The organism is Rhodococcus sp. OK611, assembly GCF_003050885.1.
GTDB classification, from domain to species: domain Bacteria; phylum Actinomycetota; class Actinomycetes; order Mycobacteriales; family Mycobacteriaceae; genus Rhodococcus_G; species Rhodococcus_G oryzae.
In genome coordinates this window covers 123,873-141,120 of the sequence record NZ_QAOZ01000008.1, presented here as the reverse complement: position 1 = coordinate 141,120, position 17,248 = coordinate 123,873, and the positions used below count along the sequence as shown (strand labels likewise).

The 17,248-nt window shown below is 67.8% G+C and carries 18 protein-coding genes; 4 read left to right on the top strand and 14 right to left on the bottom strand.

The annotated features are described in order from the left end of the window. Positions 1-175: 175 nt before the first annotated feature. The gene (locus C8K38_RS12025; protein WP_097211686.1) at positions 176-895 is read left to right on the top strand and encodes a GbsR/MarR family transcriptional regulator; all 720 of its coding nucleotides are present in this window, start codon (positions 176-178) and stop codon (positions 893-895) included. Positions 896-993: 98 nt separating this feature from the next. Here the strand turns inward: C8K38_RS12025 and erm are convergent, their stop codons facing one another. From erm to C8K38_RS11995, 6 genes are all read right to left on the bottom strand, one after another. Beyond that, complete coding sequence (gene erm, locus C8K38_RS12020; protein WP_097211685.1) at positions 994-1,806, bottom strand: ErmE/ErmH/ErmO/ErmR family 23S rRNA (adenine(2058)-N(6))-methyltransferase; 813 nt, start codon at positions 1,804-1,806, stop codon at positions 994-996. Between the two features lie 141 nt (positions 1,807-1,947). Beyond that, a complete protein-coding gene (locus C8K38_RS12015) occupies positions 1,948-2,892 on the bottom strand; it encodes an STM4011 family radical SAM protein (protein WP_179800540.1) in 945 nt (314 codons plus the stop codon). Between the two features lie 2 nt (positions 2,893-2,894). After that, positions 2,895-4,253, bottom strand: coding sequence for an STM4012 family radical SAM protein (locus C8K38_RS12010; protein ID WP_097211684.1), 1,359 nt, complete (start codon positions 4,251-4,253; stop codon positions 2,895-2,897). Further along, positions 4,250-5,116: an STM4013/SEN3800 family hydrolase gene (locus C8K38_RS12005; RefSeq protein ID WP_097211683.1), complete on the bottom strand. Its 867-nt coding sequence runs from the start codon at positions 5,114-5,116 to the stop codon at positions 4,250-4,252. Before C8K38_RS12005 ends, C8K38_RS12010 begins: the two co-directional genes overlap by 4 nt. Continuing rightward, entirely contained in the window at positions 5,103-6,197 is a 1,095-nt protein-coding gene (locus C8K38_RS12000) for an STM4014 family protein (protein WP_097211682.1), read from the bottom strand. The genes C8K38_RS12005 and C8K38_RS12000 overlap by 14 nt, the downstream gene beginning before the upstream one ends. Then, positions 6,194-7,147, bottom strand: coding sequence for an STM4015 family protein (locus C8K38_RS11995; RefSeq protein ID WP_097211681.1), 954 nt, complete (start codon positions 7,145-7,147; stop codon positions 6,194-6,196). Before C8K38_RS11995 ends, C8K38_RS12000 begins: the two co-directional genes overlap by 4 nt. A gap of 201 nt (positions 7,148-7,348) precedes the next feature. Here C8K38_RS11995 and C8K38_RS11990 point away from each other — a divergent pair, with 201 nt between their 5' ends. Continuing rightward, the gene (locus tag C8K38_RS11990; RefSeq protein WP_097211807.1) at positions 7,349-8,236 is read left to right on the top strand and encodes a hypothetical protein; all 888 of its coding nucleotides are present in this window, start codon (positions 7,349-7,351) and stop codon (positions 8,234-8,236) included. On the opposite strand, the gene C8K38_RS11985 is transcribed toward C8K38_RS11990, so the two are convergent. Next, entirely contained in the window at positions 8,201-8,824 is a 624-nt protein-coding gene (locus C8K38_RS11985; protein WP_097211680.1) for a class I SAM-dependent methyltransferase, read from the bottom strand. The genes C8K38_RS11990 and C8K38_RS11985 overlap by 36 nt on opposite strands. 132 nt (positions 8,825-8,956) lie before the next feature. On the opposite strand from C8K38_RS11985, the gene C8K38_RS11980 reads away from it, so the two are divergent. Both C8K38_RS11980 and C8K38_RS11975 read left to right on the top strand, forming a co-directional pair. Further along, positions 8,957-9,622 (top strand): HEAT repeat domain-containing protein, encoded by a 666-nt coding sequence (locus C8K38_RS11980; protein ID WP_097211679.1) that lies wholly within the window; start codon positions 8,957-8,959, stop codon positions 9,620-9,622. An 11-nt stretch (positions 9,623-9,633) separates the two neighbouring features. Further along, the gene (locus tag C8K38_RS11975) at positions 9,634-10,662 is read left to right on the top strand and encodes a MerR family transcriptional regulator (RefSeq protein WP_097211678.1); all 1,029 of its coding nucleotides are present in this window, start codon (positions 9,634-9,636) and stop codon (positions 10,660-10,662) included. Positions 10,663-10,708: 46 nt separating this feature from the next. Here the strand turns inward: C8K38_RS11975 and C8K38_RS26870 are convergent, their stop codons facing one another. The 7 genes from C8K38_RS26870 to C8K38_RS11945 all read right to left on the bottom strand — a co-directional run bounded on the left by C8K38_RS26870 (position 10,709) and on the right by C8K38_RS11945 (position 16,839). Then, entirely contained in the window at positions 10,709-10,924 is a 216-nt protein-coding gene (locus tag C8K38_RS26870; protein WP_143548447.1) for a hypothetical protein, read from the bottom strand. Beyond that, positions 10,921-12,117 carry an alanine racemase gene (gene alr, locus C8K38_RS11970; RefSeq protein WP_097211806.1) on the bottom strand — a complete coding sequence of 399 codons (1,197 nt, stop codon included), beginning with the start codon at positions 12,115-12,117 and terminating at the stop codon, positions 10,921-10,923. Before alr ends, C8K38_RS26870 begins: the two co-directional genes overlap by 4 nt. Positions 12,118-12,150: 33 nt before the next feature. Continuing rightward, positions 12,151-12,423 carry a WhiB family transcriptional regulator gene (locus C8K38_RS11965; RefSeq protein WP_097211677.1) on the bottom strand — a complete coding sequence of 91 codons (273 nt, stop codon included), beginning with the start codon at positions 12,421-12,423 and terminating at the stop codon, positions 12,151-12,153. Positions 12,424-12,438: 15 nt separating this feature from the next. Further along, the gene (locus C8K38_RS11960; RefSeq protein WP_097211676.1) at positions 12,439-12,672 is read right to left on the bottom strand and encodes a hypothetical protein; all 234 of its coding nucleotides are present in this window, start codon (positions 12,670-12,672) and stop codon (positions 12,439-12,441) included. A gap of 115 nt (positions 12,673-12,787) precedes the next feature. After that, entirely contained in the window at positions 12,788-13,246 is a 459-nt protein-coding gene (locus C8K38_RS11955; protein ID WP_245222178.1) for a RidA family protein, read from the bottom strand. A 367-nt stretch (positions 13,247-13,613) separates the two neighbouring features. Next, positions 13,614-15,281 (bottom strand): PucR family transcriptional regulator, encoded by a 1,668-nt coding sequence (locus C8K38_RS11950; protein ID WP_097211674.1) that lies wholly within the window; start codon positions 15,279-15,281, stop codon positions 13,614-13,616. Positions 15,282-15,582: 301 nt separating this feature from the next. Then, entirely contained in the window at positions 15,583-16,839 is a 1,257-nt protein-coding gene (locus tag C8K38_RS11945; protein ID WP_097211805.1) for an NAD(P)/FAD-dependent oxidoreductase, read from the bottom strand. Positions 16,840-17,248: the final 409 nt, after the last annotated feature.

Here is a 17,248-nt window from a genome sequence, read left to right as displayed (position 1 = left end):
TTTGGTCTATTTAGCCAGTTCAAACGGAAACGATTGGCTTGTTTTGCAATGAATATGACGGTGAACGCAATGGGTGGTTTGGTTTGAGCTTTGCAATGGGGTGGGGCTGAATGCATACTGGGGCGGGTGCGGGCGCCGCGCTCAGCGCATGTCGATACGGAGGGGACCGGCACCGATGCCCGGAGGCAGACTCACCAATGAGGACCGTCAGCACATCGCGGCGGGGCTGGCCAAGGGGCTCGGATACGCAGAAATCGGCCGCCGTCTGGAGCGGCCCGCCTCGACCATCATGCGGGAGGTCACCCGCAACGGCGGACCCGACGACTACCGCGCGGACCGGGCGCAGAAGGCCACACGCCAGCGCGCGCGCCGGCAGAAGCAGGCTCAGCCTCCGGCGCCGCCGATCCCCGACGGCGGCCATGGGCGTGACCCCCAAGCGGTCCAGGAAGTCGCCGAATCCTTCACCGAACTCCTGATTCAGCAGGGGCTGCCCCGGATGGAGGCCAGGGTGCTGGCATGCCTGCAGATCACCGACTCCGGCGCTCTCACCGCCGCCGACCTGGTCGAGCGGCTTCGGGTCAGCCCCGCATCCATCTCACACGCAGTCGCATTCCTCGAACAGCAGGGAATGCTCCGGCGGGAACTGGTTCCCGGTGGGCGTCGCGAACGTTACGTCATCGACGATGAGATCGGGCTCCGGAACCTTCTCACCGCTGTGCAGATGAGCGTCGCCCTTGCGGCCGCATCGCAGCGCGCCGCCGAGATCCTCGGGCCAACCACCCCGGCGGGCGCCCGCTTCGAATCCTCCGCCGAACTGACTCTCCTTGTGAGCGAGGCCCTCCGGCAGGCCATGGAGCAGTGGCGGCAGCGCCTGGCCGCCCGCAGTGCCGGGTGATAACCGAGATCCCTCGCTGGTGGTCACGCGCGGACGCCCGTAGTCAAGCGATACGGAACACCCGGGCATCGTTGGGCTCGATGCCCGGGTGTTTCCGCTCAGCGGAGCAACAGGTCGGCCACCGTGATCCACTGGTCCGGATGGACGAACGCCACCACGGTGTCGTGGGCGATCCCCGCTCGGGCGAAGGCATCGTCCACCCCGCGGTGCCGCGGGGACAACGACGCGTGCAAGGAACCGCCGATGCCCGAGAACCCCAGCTCCACCATGTCCCGGTAGGCGGGTCCCTCTGGCACCAGCGGCTCCGGCCGTCGCTCGATCCGGAGGATCGCCGAGTCGACCGAGGGCACCGGCCTGAAGCTCTCCCTACCGATCCGTTCGAGCAGCTCCCAGGTGAACCACGGCCAGCTCTGCACCGTGACCCGGCTCCAGCGGCCGTAGTCCCCGGACCGCTTGCGCGCGTACTCCAATTGCGTGACCAGTGTCGCCGAGGTCAGCGACGGGGCCCGCAGGCACCAGTCGACGATCTTCGACGTGATCGAGAACGGGATGTTGCCGACCACCGCGAACGGCTCGCGCGGCGGCCGGGCGGCGGTGAAGTCGCCCGTGACCACCTTGAGTCCGGTCCTGGCCTTGAGCGTGACGGCCAGCAGCGGGTCGATCTCGTAGCCGACGACATCGGCTCCGGAGCCGGCGAGGGCGACGGTCAGCGCGCCCTTGCCGGATCCGGGTTCCAGGACCAGTCCGGCAGGTCTGGCCGCCTTGACCACCAGGTCGACGGCGTGCCGGTCGGTCAGGAAGTTCTGCGAGAGCTCCCGCCTGGCTCGGTCCCTTGGCGTGCGACCGCCCTTGGCCCGTACCTTTTTCTGCGTGTGTGAGTAGTTTCCGTGTGCGAATGACTGTGACGCCACAGCTGCTGCCCTTCCGGGTCCTCGAGTGAATGAAGGTCTCGAAGGGCCCTGGGCGCGCCAGCGCGACCGGGAGTCCGCTAGCGGGCCAGAGCCCGGCTGTGGCGGATGCGGATGAAGTGGAGGCAATGCATGCGACAGAACCTAATGAGTTGTCTCTCCCGCGGCAACGCAATTAACAGAGCGGCCGTGGGACGCAGATCGGATGAGCTCCAGGTCGTTCTCGCGCCGCGCAGGGAGCGGTAGCCACACCGGCTCCGCCGGGATCCGTTCCAGCACACCGTCCGCGAAGACGTCGTACAGCGGAAGCTGTTCGGCATGGACGTAGCCGATGTGGCAGTCGCACACGTCGAGCGGGCAGGGCCGCGGCCGCAATGCGTCCCGGAAGGACCCGTCGTACAGGTTGCCCAGCACCTCGGGGACGAAATGGCAGCGCCGGACGGTGCCGGCACCGTCGACGGACACCACCGAGTCCCCGGTACGACAGGCGCGACCCCGCGTGCGATGCGGACTCCGGCTGAACTCGAAGAGCGGGTCGATCCCGATCCAGCCGGCCGCGTCGGCGTCGGTGTACTCGTGGCCCTCGGCGGCGTTGACCCACAGGTACACAGAATCGGGCAGTTCGGCGCGCAGCAGACGGGCCGCCTCCAGGTGCTCCGGCAGTCCGACGACGCCCACGCTGAAGCGCACACCGAGCGCCGTCAGCTCGGTGGTCTTGGTCAGGAACCGATCGTGAGGCGTCTGGCCGGGGTGGTACGTGCACCACAGCGCGACCGCGTCGCGATCGGCGTCGCCGAGCCAGCCGGTGCGGCAGCTGAGGTTGGTCTGGATCGCCACCCTGCGAACCTGCGGGAGCCGAGACAGCGTCACCAGGGCCCGTCGGTACCAGGACCGAACCAGGCCCTCGCCCCACGGCGTGAACAGGATCGACAGCTCCTGATCCTGACCCGCCACCCACCCGCAGAAGCGTTCCAGCGCGGCCCGGTCGGTGCGCAGCTGCTCGGGGGTGTCCCGGCGTTTGGCGAACGGGCAGTACGGGCAGTCGTAGTCGCATGACGCCAGGGGGCCTCGGTACAGGATGGTCAGCACCGTCAGCGGCCCTCGTACTCGGCCATCGCGGCCCGCACCTCCGGTGAGAACAGCTCCGGTCCGAGGGCGTCGGAGTACGCCAGGCCCAGCGCGGTCAGCCGCAGTCGGTCACCATCGGAGAGCAGCCATCCGCGCTCGGTCCACCGGTCCAGCTCGGCGCCGAAGTGCTCGTGCGGGTCGGCACCGAACTGGGAACGATAGTCCGCCAACAGCATTCCCGTTGCCTGCAGCACGGACTGCAGCAGGTGCCGGCGTCGGGCCTCGTCCCCGGTCATCGCGTGGCCCACCACGGCGCGGCGGAAGTCCGCGGTGGTGCCCGCGACGTAGTCGTCGATGATGGCCCGCACCTCGTGTGCGTCGACCGCGTAGTCGAATGAGTAGTGCAGTCCTCGGGTGTACGACCTCGCGCCACAGCCGAGTCCGATCATGCCGTCGGTCTGACAGGCGTAGTCGTTCGGACCGAGATCGGGCGCGTCGGCGCGGCGGAACATGCGCATCGACTCCTGGATGTAGCCCGACGCGGTCAGATGATCGCGGCCGCGCCGGTAGAGGTCCAGTCGGCGGGCGTCCCATTCCGGATCGGGCCCGCCGCCGCGGCGGGCCAGACCCGTCAGCGGTCGCACGTACAGCGGGTACAGGTACAACTCCTCCGGGCGCCAGGCCAACGCGGCGTCGAGGGAGGCGATCCAGGATTCCGGTGTCTGGCCGTCGATCCCGTAGATCAGATCGATGTTCAGGACGTCGATGGCCGCGTCCCGGATCCGCTGCAGTGCGGCCTCCACGTCCGCGCGTCGTTGTGGTCGGACCGCCGCCCTGGCATCGGTCTCGTCGAAGCTCTGGACCCCGAGGCTGAGCCGGGTGACGCCACGCCCTGCCAGCACCGCGAGCCGGTCGGCGGTGGCCGTCGACGGGGACGCCTCCACCGACAGGGGGATCGCCCGCAGGTCCGCCCCCATGCCTTCGGCGATGTCGCACAGCCGGTCCAGTTCCGCCGCGGTCAGGTAGGTGGGGGTGCCGCCGCCGAACGCCGCGGTCGCGAACCGGGCGGACGGCGCCAGGGCCTCGCGCACCGCCTCGGCCTGCCGCTCCAGGGCGTCCAGGTATCGGGTGGTCAGCTCGCCCGGCGCGCCGACGCGGGTGAAGAGGTTGCAGAATCCGCAGCGCACCTCGCAGAACGGCACATGCAGATACAGCGACAGCGCGTCCTGCGGCTCGTCCGCCCACAGGTCGGTCAGGGCCGGGCGCGGGTGCAGCGGCCGGTACGCGGTCTTGTGTGGGTACGCGTACACGTAGTTCTGGTATGGCGGAACGTATCCCGCCGGAGCCATGCCGGTCGGCAGGGGCAGGTCGACGGTGGTCATCGTGGTCCCTCGAGGAAGAAGTGGGCGTAGGGCACCGTCCACACCGAGGGATGGCCCAGTCGGTGCCCGGTGTACCCGCCCTCGCCGTAGGTGGTTCCGTGGTCGGAGCACACGATCGCGAAACACCGGCGCCTGCCGGACATGGCGGCGAACAGCCGCCCGATGTGCCGGTCCACGTACTCCAGGGCTGCCGCGTGCGTTTCCCGCGTGTCCCCGTGATCCGCGGTCGCGCCCTCGGCATGGAACCAGTTCGGTTGATGCAGCGCAGAGACATTGACGAACAGGAACAGGCGACGCTTCGTGGGAAGTTCGGCCACCACACGTTCCGCCAGACTCACCTGCGCCTCGAATGAGGTCGGCGAGGTCACGCCGAGCTCGGGCGACCAGTGCGCCTCCTGGAACAGGTCGGGCAGCACCGAGCCCAGCGCACCCCGGCGGTTGAAGAAGCCGACACCACCGATGCACACCGTGCGGTAGCCGGCGGCGGCGAGGCCGGCGGGCAGGTTCGACTCCGCGAACACGAAAGTCCCGTTGGCAGTCGATTCGCTCCCGCCGAACTCGGCCGCGAACAGCCGCGGGTGTGGCCCCTGTCCGACCGGGGTGGGGAGGAATCCGGCGAACATCGCCTGATGCGAGGCATAGGTGAAACTTCCGGGGGCGTGGCGTTCCTCCCACCGGCCGTCTGGCAGGTGCCGCACCAGGTTCGGGATCCGTCCGGCGGCCGCGAGCTCGCACGCCACGTCGTAGCGCAGGGTGTCGAGCGTGATCATCAGGATGTCGTCGGATCCCACGACGGAGTTCATGTCCGGCCGTGCCGCAGTCGATTCCGACTGTGCGGCGGCCGTCGCGTCAGGCCGCGGCATGATCGGTCCACCCCGCGATCGCGGCCAGTTGCGCCGAATAGGTGTCGAGACCGTCGGCGCGGCCCGGGAGACCGCTCAGGCCAGGGAGTAGGTCGCCGAAGGCGTTCACCTCACCGACCGCAGCGCCGCGCCAGTTTGCGGCGGGCAGCAGGTCCACCCCGACGCACAGGGTGCGCGGGAACCGGGCGGCGGCCCGTTCCGCAACGGCGAGCGCGTTGTCCCAGCCATATCCCGCGGAGTCGAAACCCGCTCGCGCAGTGTCCAGGTCGCCGCGCTGCCCGCCCAGGTGCAGGTTGGTCATGGGGTGGGCGCTGGTGCGGAGCACCGCGTGGGTCGCCCGCCCGGCGACCACCACGATCCGAAGGTCGGCGGCGCGGCCCCGCAATGACGGCTTCGGCAACCACGCCTCGATGTGCAGGAGTTCGCCCGCCAGAGCGTCGACCAGGGCGCCGACCTCGGCTTCTCCGGTGAGCCGGCGGACGCGCAGTGAGTTGTAGACACCGTCCGGCGCGATCTCCACGCTGCTGCGGGCCTGCACCCGGCCACCGGGCGCGGTCTCCACCGCGACCACCCCGGCCGCGGACGAGCCGTGCGTCGGCTTGACGAAGAACCGCCGCAACCCTGCCGCTGCGGCCAACTCGCGCGCCGCCGGCCAATCCCGCGGCACCGGTGCGTCGCCGCCCGAGGTGGGGGAGGTCGGCACCGGGACGCCCCCGGCCGCGAGGACCGCGTGGCACCGTCGCTTGTCGAACAGCACGGCCAGATCGTCCGGATCGGTCAGTCGTCGCCCGCCGCGAAGCGTTCCCACCGCGGCGATCAGCGATGCGTACCAGCGTGGGCCACCGGCGATGCGGGTCGGGTCTCCTGGCCCGCGAAGAAGTGCGTCCACCTCGGGGTCTTCACCGGGCGAGTCGAGCCGCACCAACTCGTCGGGGTCGAACCGCGCCCCGCGCTCGGCGAGCACCTGGCGCCAGGACACCACCCGCGGGGCGGGAATGCCGTTGCGGGCCGCGGCATCCTGCAGCAGCGTGACGCGTCGGTTCTCCGGATTTCCCACGACCGCCAGGCGGGGACGGGTCATTCGCCGACCGCGACCGATCGGTAGATCGTTCCGTCGTACTCGTCCTCGTCGGCGTCCCCGGCGTCGAGGTTCAGGGCAACACCGGACGGCTCGAGTGCCGCCCGAAAACGTTCCCGCATACCGTCGCTGAGGTAGTTGTGGTGCAGGTCGAGCGATTCGAGGTGGGTGAGCGACTGTCCGGCGAGCAGCGCCTCGGCGCCCGCGTCCAGCAGCACACCCTTGGACAGATCCAGGGCACGCAGCTGCGGGAGGATCGGTGCTGCCGCGACGGCGGCCGCGATCGCGTCCTGTTGGTCACTGTTGGAGAGTGCGAGGCGGGTCAACCGTGGGAACTTCTCGCCGGCAAGGATCGGGGCGAGGTCGTCGACGGTCGAATCCGCACCGTATTCCTCTGTGCCCAACCACAATTCCAGGTCGGTCAGGGCCGGCAGATCCGAAGCGGCGACGGCCCTGACCACGTCGGCGGGCAGGCCGCCAGTCTCGATCACCAGGCTGCGCAGGTATTCGTGCCGGACCGGGTTCAGCGCCAGTTGGTTGCCGCCGCGCACCCCCAGGTGCTCCAGCCGAGGAAAGGCCGTCAGCAGGGCGGTCACGTCCGACTGCACGATCCACGAGATCTCGCAGTCCTCGGAGGTCATGTCCCCGATGAACAGCGACCGCAACGCGGGAAGTTCGCCGGCTGCCGCGGTGAGAGCCTCCACTACATGAGCTGAACTGTGGTCGTCTTCGTACGGATCGGACCAGCCGCCGACGACGATCGCCTGCACGGTCGACGGATCGACCGCGGCACGGAACTTCGCGAACGCCTCCGGCCACTCGAAGGGCGGTTCGTATGTGGGGACGGAGATTCGCCAGGCGACCGGGCCCTGCGCGGGCACGGTGGGGGCGGTGTCGATGGGGAACTCCACGACGGGAAGGCCGTGGACCTTGTTCTGCAGCTCGCTGATCACCGGGGGCGCTCCTGGTCTCGGGTGGGTTCGACGGGGATTATGCCCGACTTGCGAAGGTCGAGATGAACCAGCCGGGCCAAAGCGGGGTGGCTATCACCACCCCTCGGGGCACTATTCGCATGCCGGGTGTTCGACGGACGCTGGGAGTCGGAAATCGACCACTCGTCGAGAGTGACCCTCGGCCGAAAGGAACCCGCTGCCATGCCCCGCATCCTCGGTACCACCGCCCCCGACGTGCACGAACACGGCCCGCCTGGCGCAGCCCTGCCCGCCGTCGAATCCGTCAGGAAGGCTGTCCGTCACCACTGGGCCTTCGCCCGGATCGGCATGTACCTGCTGCTCGCTTCCCTACCGCTGCTCGCGATCTCGGCGCACGTGTTCGGCGTCGTGTCGATGAATGCCACCGGTCCGCTGCTGATCATTCCGCTCGCGGCCACCCTCATCGTGTTGTGCGTGTTCGCGCCGCACCCGATCGACCGCATCGTCGGCCATGGCCTCGGCTGGGGGATGTTCGCGTGTCTGGTCTATGACGTCTTCCGCCTCGACACCGTGTATCTGCTCGGCCTCTGGGGCGACTTCATCCCGAAGATGGGTACGTGGCTCCACACGGGAACCGACCCCAGGACCGGCGCGATCGTCGGTTACCTGTGGCGCTACCTCGGCGACGGCGGTGGCATCGGAATCGCCTTCTTCCTCATCGCCCTCGCACTCGGCCTCCAACACCGATCACGGCGCACCGTCCTCCTCGCGTTCGTCGCGTTCGCGGTGTTCCCCGTATGGTCCGGGCTCATCGGAACGGTTGCCCTGTCGCCGCACGGTCAGGACGACATGTTTCCGCTCACGCCGACGACGATCACGCTGTCGCTGATCGGGCACCTGATCTTCGGGCTGGTCCTCGGCCTCGGCTTCCTGCATGTGCGGGGCCGCCTCGGCCGGCACTGGCCGTGGCGGCCGCTGCTCCCGGTGCGGTCGCCGGCCGGTGCGGGACAGCCGCCCATCGAGGCGCTGCCGCCCGCGTGTGGTGAATGTGGCGCCGCTGCTGATGCGCGGTGGTCAATCCGCGAGGGGCGCGGTGACCCCGAGCGATAGGGCGCCCAGGATCTTCGGGGCGCCCTTCTCGTAGAACGTGTCGATATCGCGGATCTCGAACCCGGATGCCCGCACGAGAGCGGGGATGTCGCGGGTGAGGTGGCAGCCGCCCGCAGTGGCCTTCTGGATCGGTTCGAAGCGGTGTTGCCACCGTCGGACCTTCTCGTGCGGGGCGCGACCGTGTTCGACGAAGTGCAGGGTGCCACCCGGCTTCAGGACCCGCCGCACCTCGCGCAACGCGGCGTCGACATCGGGGATCGTGCACATCGTCCATGTCGACAGGGCGGTGTCGAAGGTGTTGTCGGGGAAGGGAAGTGCCTGGCCGTCCAGTCCGGAGCGTTCGACGGGGACAGAGGAGGCCTCGAGTCGCTTGCCGGCCAGCTTCCAGGCCAGGTCCGCCGGTTCGACGGCGCTGACGGACTCGACGGCGGCCGGGTAGAACGGGACATTGAGGCCCGACCCGAACCCGATTTCGATCACGCGACCGTGCAGGCCGGAGCACACCCGCTCCCGTGACCGTTCGGTCAGCGACATCCCACACGAGCAGTCCACCAGCCGCGGAACGATCTGCTCCCCATAGAACCCCATGACAGCCTCCCCATGCTCGCATTTCCCGCCTGCTCCAGCATTGCACGGCCACGCAAGGTGCCGCCTTGTCCTCCGGGCGGTGAGGACTTGACCCTGACACAGTGACAAGGACTCGAATGGTCGACGAAGGAGGTGGTTGTCGTGAACACAACCAATCACGGTGGGTCGAATGCCCATCTCGTCGACGCCCTGGCCGCCGCGGACCCGTCGGGTCGGCTGCAGGCGGCGCTCGCTGCGGGCACGCGCCCTGATCCCCAGCTGACGGAGGCTCTCGTCGCGCGGTGCGCCGTCGAGCCGGACTTCTTCGTCCGCGACATGCTGACCTGGGCGCTGTGCCGCTTGTCCGCCGAGATCACGGTGCCGCGCCTCGTCCACGAGCTCAGGTCCGACACCGCGCAGGCCCGCAGTCAGGCGCTGCACACCCTGTCCAAGATCGGGGACCGGCTCGCCTGGCCCGCGGTGTCGGCACTGGTGCACGACGAGCACGACGAGGTCGCGCGCAGCGCGTGGCGGGCGGCCGTGGCACTCGTTCCGCCCGGCGACGAGGCCGCTCTCGCGGCCGCCCTCGCGACCGAGCTCGGACGGGGGGACCGCCAGATGCAGCTCAGTCTGAGCCGAGCGCTGGCGGGACTCGGGGACACGGTCCTCCCGGTCCTCGACGCGGCCGGGACGAGTCCCGATCCGCACATTCGTGCGCATGCGGAGGCCACGAAGCAGCTCTGCCACGACCCCGACAGCGGGTTCACCGTCTCGCTCGAGATGGCCAAGCGCGTCGCGGTCGTCGGTCCGGACACGTAGGAGGAGATGGGATGTTGATCGGTGAGGTCTCGCGGCGTTCCGGTGTCAGCACGCGGATGTTGCGCCACTACGACTCGCTGGGGCTGGTGCAACCCACGGGCCGCACCTCCGGCGGCTACCGCGAGTACTCCGCCGACGACATCCGACGGCTCTTCCATGTCGAGAGCCTGCGAACCCTGGGGCTGTCGTTGAACGACGCCAAGCGCGCGCTGGACGAGGCCGATTTCGCACCGACCGAGTTGGTGGGTGACCTCATCCGGCACACGCGCCAGCGAATAGCCGCCGAAGAGGAACTGCTCGCGAAGCTCGAGCGCGTCGACGCCGCCGCACCGGCGGAGTGGGACGACGTCCTGCGCATCGTCGCGCTGTTGCGAGCGCTGGAATCGGAGTCCGCGGCTCGCCGTCAACAAGCGGTGCTGTCCCACGACGAGAGCGCGCCGCTGCCGGTCGAAGCGCTGGTCGCGGCAGTCCTGTCGGAGGACGACCCCAATGTGGCGGGGGCGCTGCAGTGGTCGTTGGCGAGGGCTGCAGGCCGGGGACTGGCCGACCTGGCTGTCGGTCTGGATTCGGAAGTCGTCGACGTCCGGCGCCGTGCGGTGTCGGCGATAGCCGCAGTGCCCGCAGCGGAGGCGACGGTGCTGTTGCGACGAGCCCTCACCGATTCCGACGACACGGTCCGCGGCCGCGCAGCCCTCGCCCTCGGCTCCCGGGGGAGCATCGACTCGATGCCCGTGCTCCTCGACATGGTCGTCGATGGGCAGCGCGATGTCGAGGCCGCCGAGGTGTTGGGCTTGCTGGCCGAGGTCTCGCCGGCGGCCGACGACGTCGTGAGGGCCCTGCAGGACACGCTCGACAACGCGGACGATGTGACGACGCGGTTGCGAATCACGCAGGCCCTTGCGGAGATTCCGGGCACATCGGCACGGGAGGCCCTAGCGCGGCTGGCCGATGACAGCGAAAGGACGATCGCCGCCACCGCGGCAGCGATCGTGAGTACGCAGGACCGCGGACGGGGATCCCGCCGACAATCGGAATGTTAGAGAGGCTCGACTCGACACCCAGTAGCTTCGGCTCGGTCTCCCCGTATCACCTGAGGGCGGGGCCTGATTCTCCTGTCATGTGAGGACCACCCATCCTGACCGAACCATCCTCGTATGATGAGGGTTCAGCAATGTCAGTTCCCATGCCGCGTAACAGGCTTCGCGTCAGCGAGCCCACTACCCGGACCTGAAGTTCGAGTGCTGCATCTACAGCCGCGAGGGAAATCAAAGCAGGGCCGCCGATCCAGAGCGGAATCTTCATCGCTCCTCCTTTGGCGTGGTGCCGTGCGGTGCCGGCTCCCGGGGCGGTGCATCCATCGGCGTCGATCCGGTGTAGATCCGGGTGACACGGCCGCCGATCCGGGTGAGGATCTCGTAGGCAATCGTCCCGGCGGCATCTGCCCAGTCGGTGGCTGTGGGCTCGCCGTGGTCGCCCGGGCCGAACAGTACGACGTCGTCACCCGCCGCGGCGGGCTCGTCGCCGATGTCGATGACGAACTGGTCCATGCACACCCGCCCTGCCACCGCGCAGCGCCGTCCGTGGACATGTACGGGCCCGATTCCGCTCGCGGAACGGGGCACTCCGTCCGCGTACCCGAGGGGCACCACCGCGAGTGTGGTGGCGTCGGGAGTTGTGTAGGTCTGCCCATAGGAAACCGGGGTGCCCGCAGGCACACGCTTGACCTGAGCGAGGCGGGCCTCCAGCGTCATCGCCGGGCGCAGCGCGACGGTGGGCGAACGGAGTTCGGTGGGAAGTGGATCCACGCCGTATACCGCGATTCCGGGACGCACCATGTCGTAATGGCCTTCCGGTAGGTAGAGCGTCGCCGCCGAGTTGGCGATGTGCCGGACGTCGGGCCGCACCCCGCCGCGCGCGGCCACCTCCAGCGCCTCGTCGAACACCATGAGCTGCCGCCCGATGCTGGGTTCGCCAGGTTCGTCCGCGCTGGCCAGATGTGACCAGATGCCCGCGACCCGCACCAGTCCATCGCGCTCACGCGCTCGGGCCTGCTCGACGAGTCCGGGCCAGTCGTCGGTGGCTGCACCACCACGCCCCATCCCGGTGTCCACCTTGAGGTGGATCTGGGCCCTGTGTCCGGAATCTGCTGCTGCACTGGAAATCTCATGTAGCTGATCAATGGTGTGTACTGCCAGGTCGATGTTCTCGTCGATTGCCCGTCGGTACGGTGCGCCGGGGACCGCAAGCCAGGCGAGCACCGGTGCGGTGACACCTGCGCTGCGCAGCGCGAACGCCTCCCCGAGCACCGCCACCCCGAGTCGGGTTGCGCCGCCGGCCAGGGCGGCACGGGCGGACGGAACCAGTCCGTGGGAATAAGCGTCGGCCTTCACGACGGCCATCACCTCGCAGGTGCGGGCCCGCGACCGGAGTGCCGCGACGTTGTCGCGGATGGCATCGAGGTCGATGACGGCGCAGGCTTGCGGCGCAGCCGGCATCGCAGGGAATCTGTTCTCGTGGATCATGATTGCCTACTCTCGAGATCGAGTGCGGTCACCTTCGGTGGTGCCTCCCCAGACTCCGAACGGTTCTCGAGCGCGGAAGGCGTGGAGCCGACATGTCTGCAGGACAGGGCACCGAGCGCAGACGGCCTTCGCGACGCGTTCGCGGCGGGCCCGCGCTCCGCGTCCCTCGTCATCGCGGGGGAAGAACAGGTTGGTGTCCATGTTTCGGCATCGTGCGCGGAGTTGCCAGTCCCACTCTTCGCTGACAGGGGCTGGGAGCTCCGGGACCGATAGTGGCATCGTGGAGTTTGCGCGTCAGTGGCTGTGGCGGAGACCGGACTGAGCAAGACGAGTGATGCAGAGGGTATCGAGTTGGTGCACTACATGTTCCGGCAGACTTGGGGCTGAGCCGCTGTGCAGGTAGTGGCGGAGACGCTGGAAGTACATGGTCGGGGTGAGGCCGAACTCCACCAGGATGTCGCCTGCCGAACCGCCTCCCCAATGCCTCCATTTCAGGGCGAATGCGAGGAGGTGGTCGTTGTCGGTCATGGTGCCTCCGTGGGGCTTACGATGCCAGCGGTTCTGTGAATGGCGTCCGGACGGCGGTGTCGGACAAGTGATCGGGCCGCCCGACTGGCTGCGGGCGACCTGCGAGATGTGCGGGTCAGGCGACCTCGACGACGAGTTCGACCTCGACGGGTGCATTCAAGGGTAGTTCCGCGACGCCGACAGCTGAGCGCGCATGTGCCCCGGCGTCACCGAAGACATTCACCAATAGTTCCGAGGCCCCGTTGATTACGGCTGGCTGGCCGGTGAAATCGTCCGCGGACGCGACGAACCCGACCACCTTCACCACACGCACAACGGCGTCGAGTCCAACGAGCGCATCGATGGCAGCGAGGGCATTCAGGGTGCAGGTCTCCGCCGCCCGCGACGCATCAGTCACTGAGACGTCCCGACCCACCTTTCCCGGCCGCTCGATCATTCCCTGAACCAACGGTAGCTGTCCCGAGGTATAGACCAGATTGCCAGCCCGCACGGCCGCCACATATGCACCGATCGGCGCCGACGCTACCGGCAGGGTGTACCCGGACTTGCTGAGGATCGCCGCTCCTGATGTCAAGCGTGAAGGGGCGGCACTCGTCGCGTCGCGGGGCGCATCTGGGGCGGATAGGTTCTCGTACATACATTGCTCCTGTCTCGAGTATTGTTGTTATTTAAGGGAATTGGCCTTCTGGCGAAGGACGTGTGCTGCCTGAGCGGCATTCAACATTCAGCGCCCATGACCGTCGTTCGATGTGTCAATTGTGCTGCTCGTCACCCAGAATTGCATCGTCCCGTCGGCACCAATCGCAGCGGAGATCTAGTGCGGATTCAACAATGAGAAGGGCTTTGGTCCGGGACCCGGCGACTGTGGTCAGTACAGCAGTGGGCCCCGCCTGATCTGAAGCGCGCGTTGCGTTGCGTCCGGGGTTCCTGGCACGTAGCCGCTACGGTATGTCCTCGGACGTCTGGTCACTCGGACCTTCAGACACCGCCCCATCTTCGGATGATCCAGCGGTGACGTCCCCGGCTGTGAGGTCCTTCTTGGCTTTCGTGTCGTTTCGGGCGTCCAGGACTGAGGTGAGATGGATTGCGATAGCAAGGCGGAGTCGGGTCTCAGTCAGGTCGAGTCCGGTGAGTTCGGTGATGTGCTTCATTCTGTAGCGCAATGTATTCGGATGGATATGGAGCGAGTGTGCGGCCCGCTTCGGTTCGCCGTAGTGCGCGAGGAATGTGGACAGAGTGGTCACGTATTCGGTTCCGCGCTCTGCATCGTGCTCGACCAGCGTCTGGACAGGTCCCTCGCCGAGCGGCGTTCTCCCCGTGAGTAGAGCTGCTCGGGCTCTCGCGAGAACGATTTCGTGCCAGGCTTCTTCGAAGGTCGTCGCCGGAGCCGCTACGCGACCGGTGCGGGCCAGATCAATGAGTTCGGTTGCCTCGGTACGTGATCGGGGGAGATCCTTCGTCGTGTGCGCGGGCCTTCCGGCGAGGACCGCCACGCTACTGTCGTACGAGGATGTCTCGGCGGCCAGTGCACGGAGCCATGCCCAGCTCCCCGTGGTACGCGGCGCCCCATTTTCTGTGACCAGGGCTATCGGAATGCCATCGATGGCAGTGAGGAGTGGCTGTGTCCATCCATGCCGGCGCATGACCGACTCCCACAGTTCGACGCGATAGTCCGGCGGCTCATCGGTACCGGTGTCGGCCAAAGCGACGACCCGCCATGGGCCTGGAGGGAGTCGCAGGCCGGTTTCGTGGTCTGGTGTGAGCAATGCGGCACGAAGACGGTCAGCCATCATGCGTCGTGCTGCACCAGACTGGGCGCGCAATCGCAGCAGGTGCAGGGCGATCACCGAAGCGGTTCGGGTCAGCTCGCGTACCTGGTCGTCGGGGACGGGTCCGGGGTCCACGGCCCAGATGGAGCCGAGCAGCTCGCGTCCGGCGCGGATAGGAATGATGAGGCGCGGCAGAACGCCGTCGGGGCCGGCATCGACCCAGATCGGCTCGTCGGACTTTTGTAGTCGCCGGAAGGTTCCGCGGGAGCGAAAGTGGCTGATGATGCGGTCAGGGACGCGACGTCCGACGATGGTGGAGATGCGGGCGGGGTCGGCGGTGTCCTGGAGTTCGGAATAGGCGAGGACGCGTGAGTCGGCGTCCTCGATTGTTACGGGTGCGGAGACGATCGCGGCGGCAGCGTCGGCGAACGCGAACAGTTCGCCGTAGCCGCTGGGATCACGCTGAATCTCCGATCCCGCGAGTGTCGTGGAGTGATCGAGGACGCTGCGTGTCAACCAGACCAGGTGTGTCCACGATGCCTGCGGCTGCAGCTCGACCAGTCCGATGCCCAGTTCGGTGGCGAGGCCGGCCACGTCCGGGTCCTCGGCGAAGGGTGCTTTGAGGATCACGGCAGCGGCGCCCGTGCGGTCTGAGCGATTGAGGAGGTCGACGGCGGCGGCCGTGCTGTCGATCCCGAGTCCCAGGACGAGGCCGCCGGAGTGTTCGAAGGACGGGTCGCCAGAGAGGGTGACGTCGCTGATCTGGTCTCGGTGGCCGGCGACAACCTGGCGAAGCAGGGCTCCGCCGAGAGAGTCGATCAATGCACTGACGTGGATCATCGGTACTCCTCGGTGCCGGAGGCAACTCAGCTGGGCCTGTTCTCATTCGCTCAAAGGTGCAAGTCATGATCGAAGCCCAGCCGGCCGAACTGGTGTTCTTACGGTAGTGCCCAGCGGCTCGCTGCCGGTAGTCCGCTCGTACACCGCTACTCCTGGACCGGGGGTCCGATCGCAGGCACATGTTTCAGCTCGGAATTCTGCCGTCACCTCGACGCGACCTGACGCCTGGCACGGGAGATCGCCAAGCCGGAAGGCGCGTCGAGGGCGACGGCATGTGCATAGGACTTCACCGCCGCTCGACTTATCTCAGGGGATTGAACGGTGCCAGCTCGGGCGCGATTCGCCCGGTGGTGATGGTGTCGGCAAGCAGACGCCCCGTCGCGGGCCCGAGGGTGATCCCCCACATGCCGTGACCGCCGGCCGCGAACACGCGCGGCGATCGGGTCGCTCCGATCACAGGCAGTCCGTCCGGTGTGCACGGTCGTGAACCCACCCATTCGTCGCGCCGCGCATCGAGGTCAGCGCCACGCAGCAACGGCCGCGCGGCCCGCACGATCGCGGCAATCCGCCGCCGATCCAGGGCAGCATCGGGGGCGCGGAACTCCATCATTCCGGCGACCCGGAGGCGGTCTCCGAGGGGGGTGCAGGCCACCCGCTGTGCCGGGAAGTAGACGGGCCCGGCCGGAACGTGATCGATCGCGACGCTGAAGCTGTATCCGCGTCCCGCCTGTACAGGAATCCCGACGCCGAAGTCGCGGGCGGTGTCGCCGAGCCACGTCCCGGTCGCGAGGACGACGGCATCGAATCGCCTAACGTCGCCAGTTGGACTCGAAACACGCACGGCGCCAACTTCATCGACGACACCGGAGACCTCGTAGCCTTCGTGGATCGTGCCTCCGCGCTTGCGGACCGCCTCCGCGAGGCTGTTCACGAAGTCACCGGGATTCATGAATCGCTGGCCGTGTAGCCGGATAGCGGCTCCGATCTCGTCGGAGAGTGACGGCTCGACTTCGCGCGCGTCGTCGCCGGTCAGAACGTCGAATTCGATGCCCTGGCCGGCAGCCCGAATGTGCTCGATCTCCTCGAGCAGGATGGCCCGTTCCGCCGGCGTCCGGTACGCAGCCAGAAAGGACTTCGCCTCATATGCGCTTCCCGTCACGCCGCCGTCCGTGAGTTCGTCGAACGCGGACAACGCATGTCGGTTGATTCCCACCAACGACTCCATCGCCACGCGCCACCGTGCGGCGGTGCTGTGTCGGGCGAACGATGCAAGGAACCGAATCAACCGAGGATTCAAGGTAGGCGGCACATAGACGGGCGAGGACGGGCTGAGCATGGCGCGAATGCCGTATCGGAGCACCGCAGGTTCGGGTAGCGGAGTGCTGATGCCGGGCGTGATCCACCCGGCATTCCCCCACGATGCGCCGGCCGCAATTCCCTTGCGGTCGAAGACCGTAACCTCGATTCCCCGCTCCTGCAGGAACCATGCTGTCGACAGCCCGACCATTCCTGCACCAACGATGCCGACGCGTTGTGGGGCCGTGGAACTGAGCCTCATGAAGTACCTCTCCTCGAACGTGGTGGCCGTCACACAATCTTCGAGTGGGTCGTGCGGTAAGTCACGGTGCTGTCCTTCCAACACTTCGCCTGCAGTCAGTGCCGACAGCACAATCAGTCCCCTGACCAGCGGTGACACGATCGAGGTCTACGGCAGCGGCGTGATGCGCCCTTTGGCGATGCGCCTATGGAGATGCGGGCCGCGACTACCCCGATTCGGCCGCCTGTGGCCAAATCGGTCCGCTGCGGGGAGGTTGCCGCACCTGTCGCTGGGGGTGGAACGAGTGGCGCCGTCATTGGTGCCGTAAGACGTTGTTGCTCTGCGAATTTGGCTAGAATTGGGCGCAACATCCGTGTGTTCACAGTGAATCCATGTGGCCTGGCGATTTGAATCGACCGTTGCGCTACAG

Coding starts and splice junctions, on each gene's coding strand:
- C8K38_RS12025 (WP_097211686.1), top strand. CDS start 176: ATGCCCGGAGGCAGACTCACCAATGAGGACCGTCAGCACATCGCGGCG.
- C8K38_RS12010 (WP_097211684.1), bottom strand. CDS start 4,253: ATGACCACCGTCGACCTGCCCCTGCCGACCGGCATGGCTCCGGCGGGA.
- C8K38_RS12005 (WP_097211683.1), bottom strand. CDS start 5,116: ATGCCGCGGCCTGACGCGACGGCCGCCGCACAGTCGGAATCGACTGCG.
- C8K38_RS12000 (WP_097211682.1), bottom strand. CDS start 6,197: ATGACCCGTCCCCGCCTGGCGGTCGTGGGAAATCCGGAGAACCGACGC.
- C8K38_RS11990 (WP_097211807.1), top strand. CDS start 7,349: ATGCCCCGCATCCTCGGTACCACCGCCCCCGACGTGCACGAACACGGC.
- C8K38_RS11985 (WP_097211680.1), bottom strand. CDS start 8,824: ATGGGGTTCTATGGGGAGCAGATCGTTCCGCGGCTGGTGGACTGCTCG.
- C8K38_RS11975 (WP_097211678.1), top strand. CDS start 9,634: ATGTTGATCGGTGAGGTCTCGCGGCGTTCCGGTGTCAGCACGCGGATG.
- C8K38_RS26870 (WP_143548447.1), bottom strand. CDS start 10,924: ATGAAGATTCCGCTCTGGATCGGCGGCCCTGCTTTGATTTCCCTCGCG.
- alr (WP_097211806.1), bottom strand. CDS start 12,117: ATGCCGGCTGCGCCGCAAGCCTGCGCCGTCATCGACCTCGATGCCATC.
- C8K38_RS11965 (WP_097211677.1), bottom strand. CDS start 12,423: ATGCCACTATCGGTCCCGGAGCTCCCAGCCCCTGTCAGCGAAGAGTGG.
- C8K38_RS11960 (WP_097211676.1), bottom strand. CDS start 12,672: ATGACCGACAACGACCACCTCCTCGCATTCGCCCTGAAATGGAGGCAT.
- C8K38_RS11950 (WP_097211674.1), bottom strand. CDS start 15,281: ATGATCCACGTCAGTGCATTGATCGACTCTCTCGGCGGAGCCCTGCTT.
- C8K38_RS11945 (WP_097211805.1), bottom strand. CDS start 16,839: ATGAGGCTCAGTTCCACGGCCCCACAACGCGTCGGCATCGTTGGTGCA.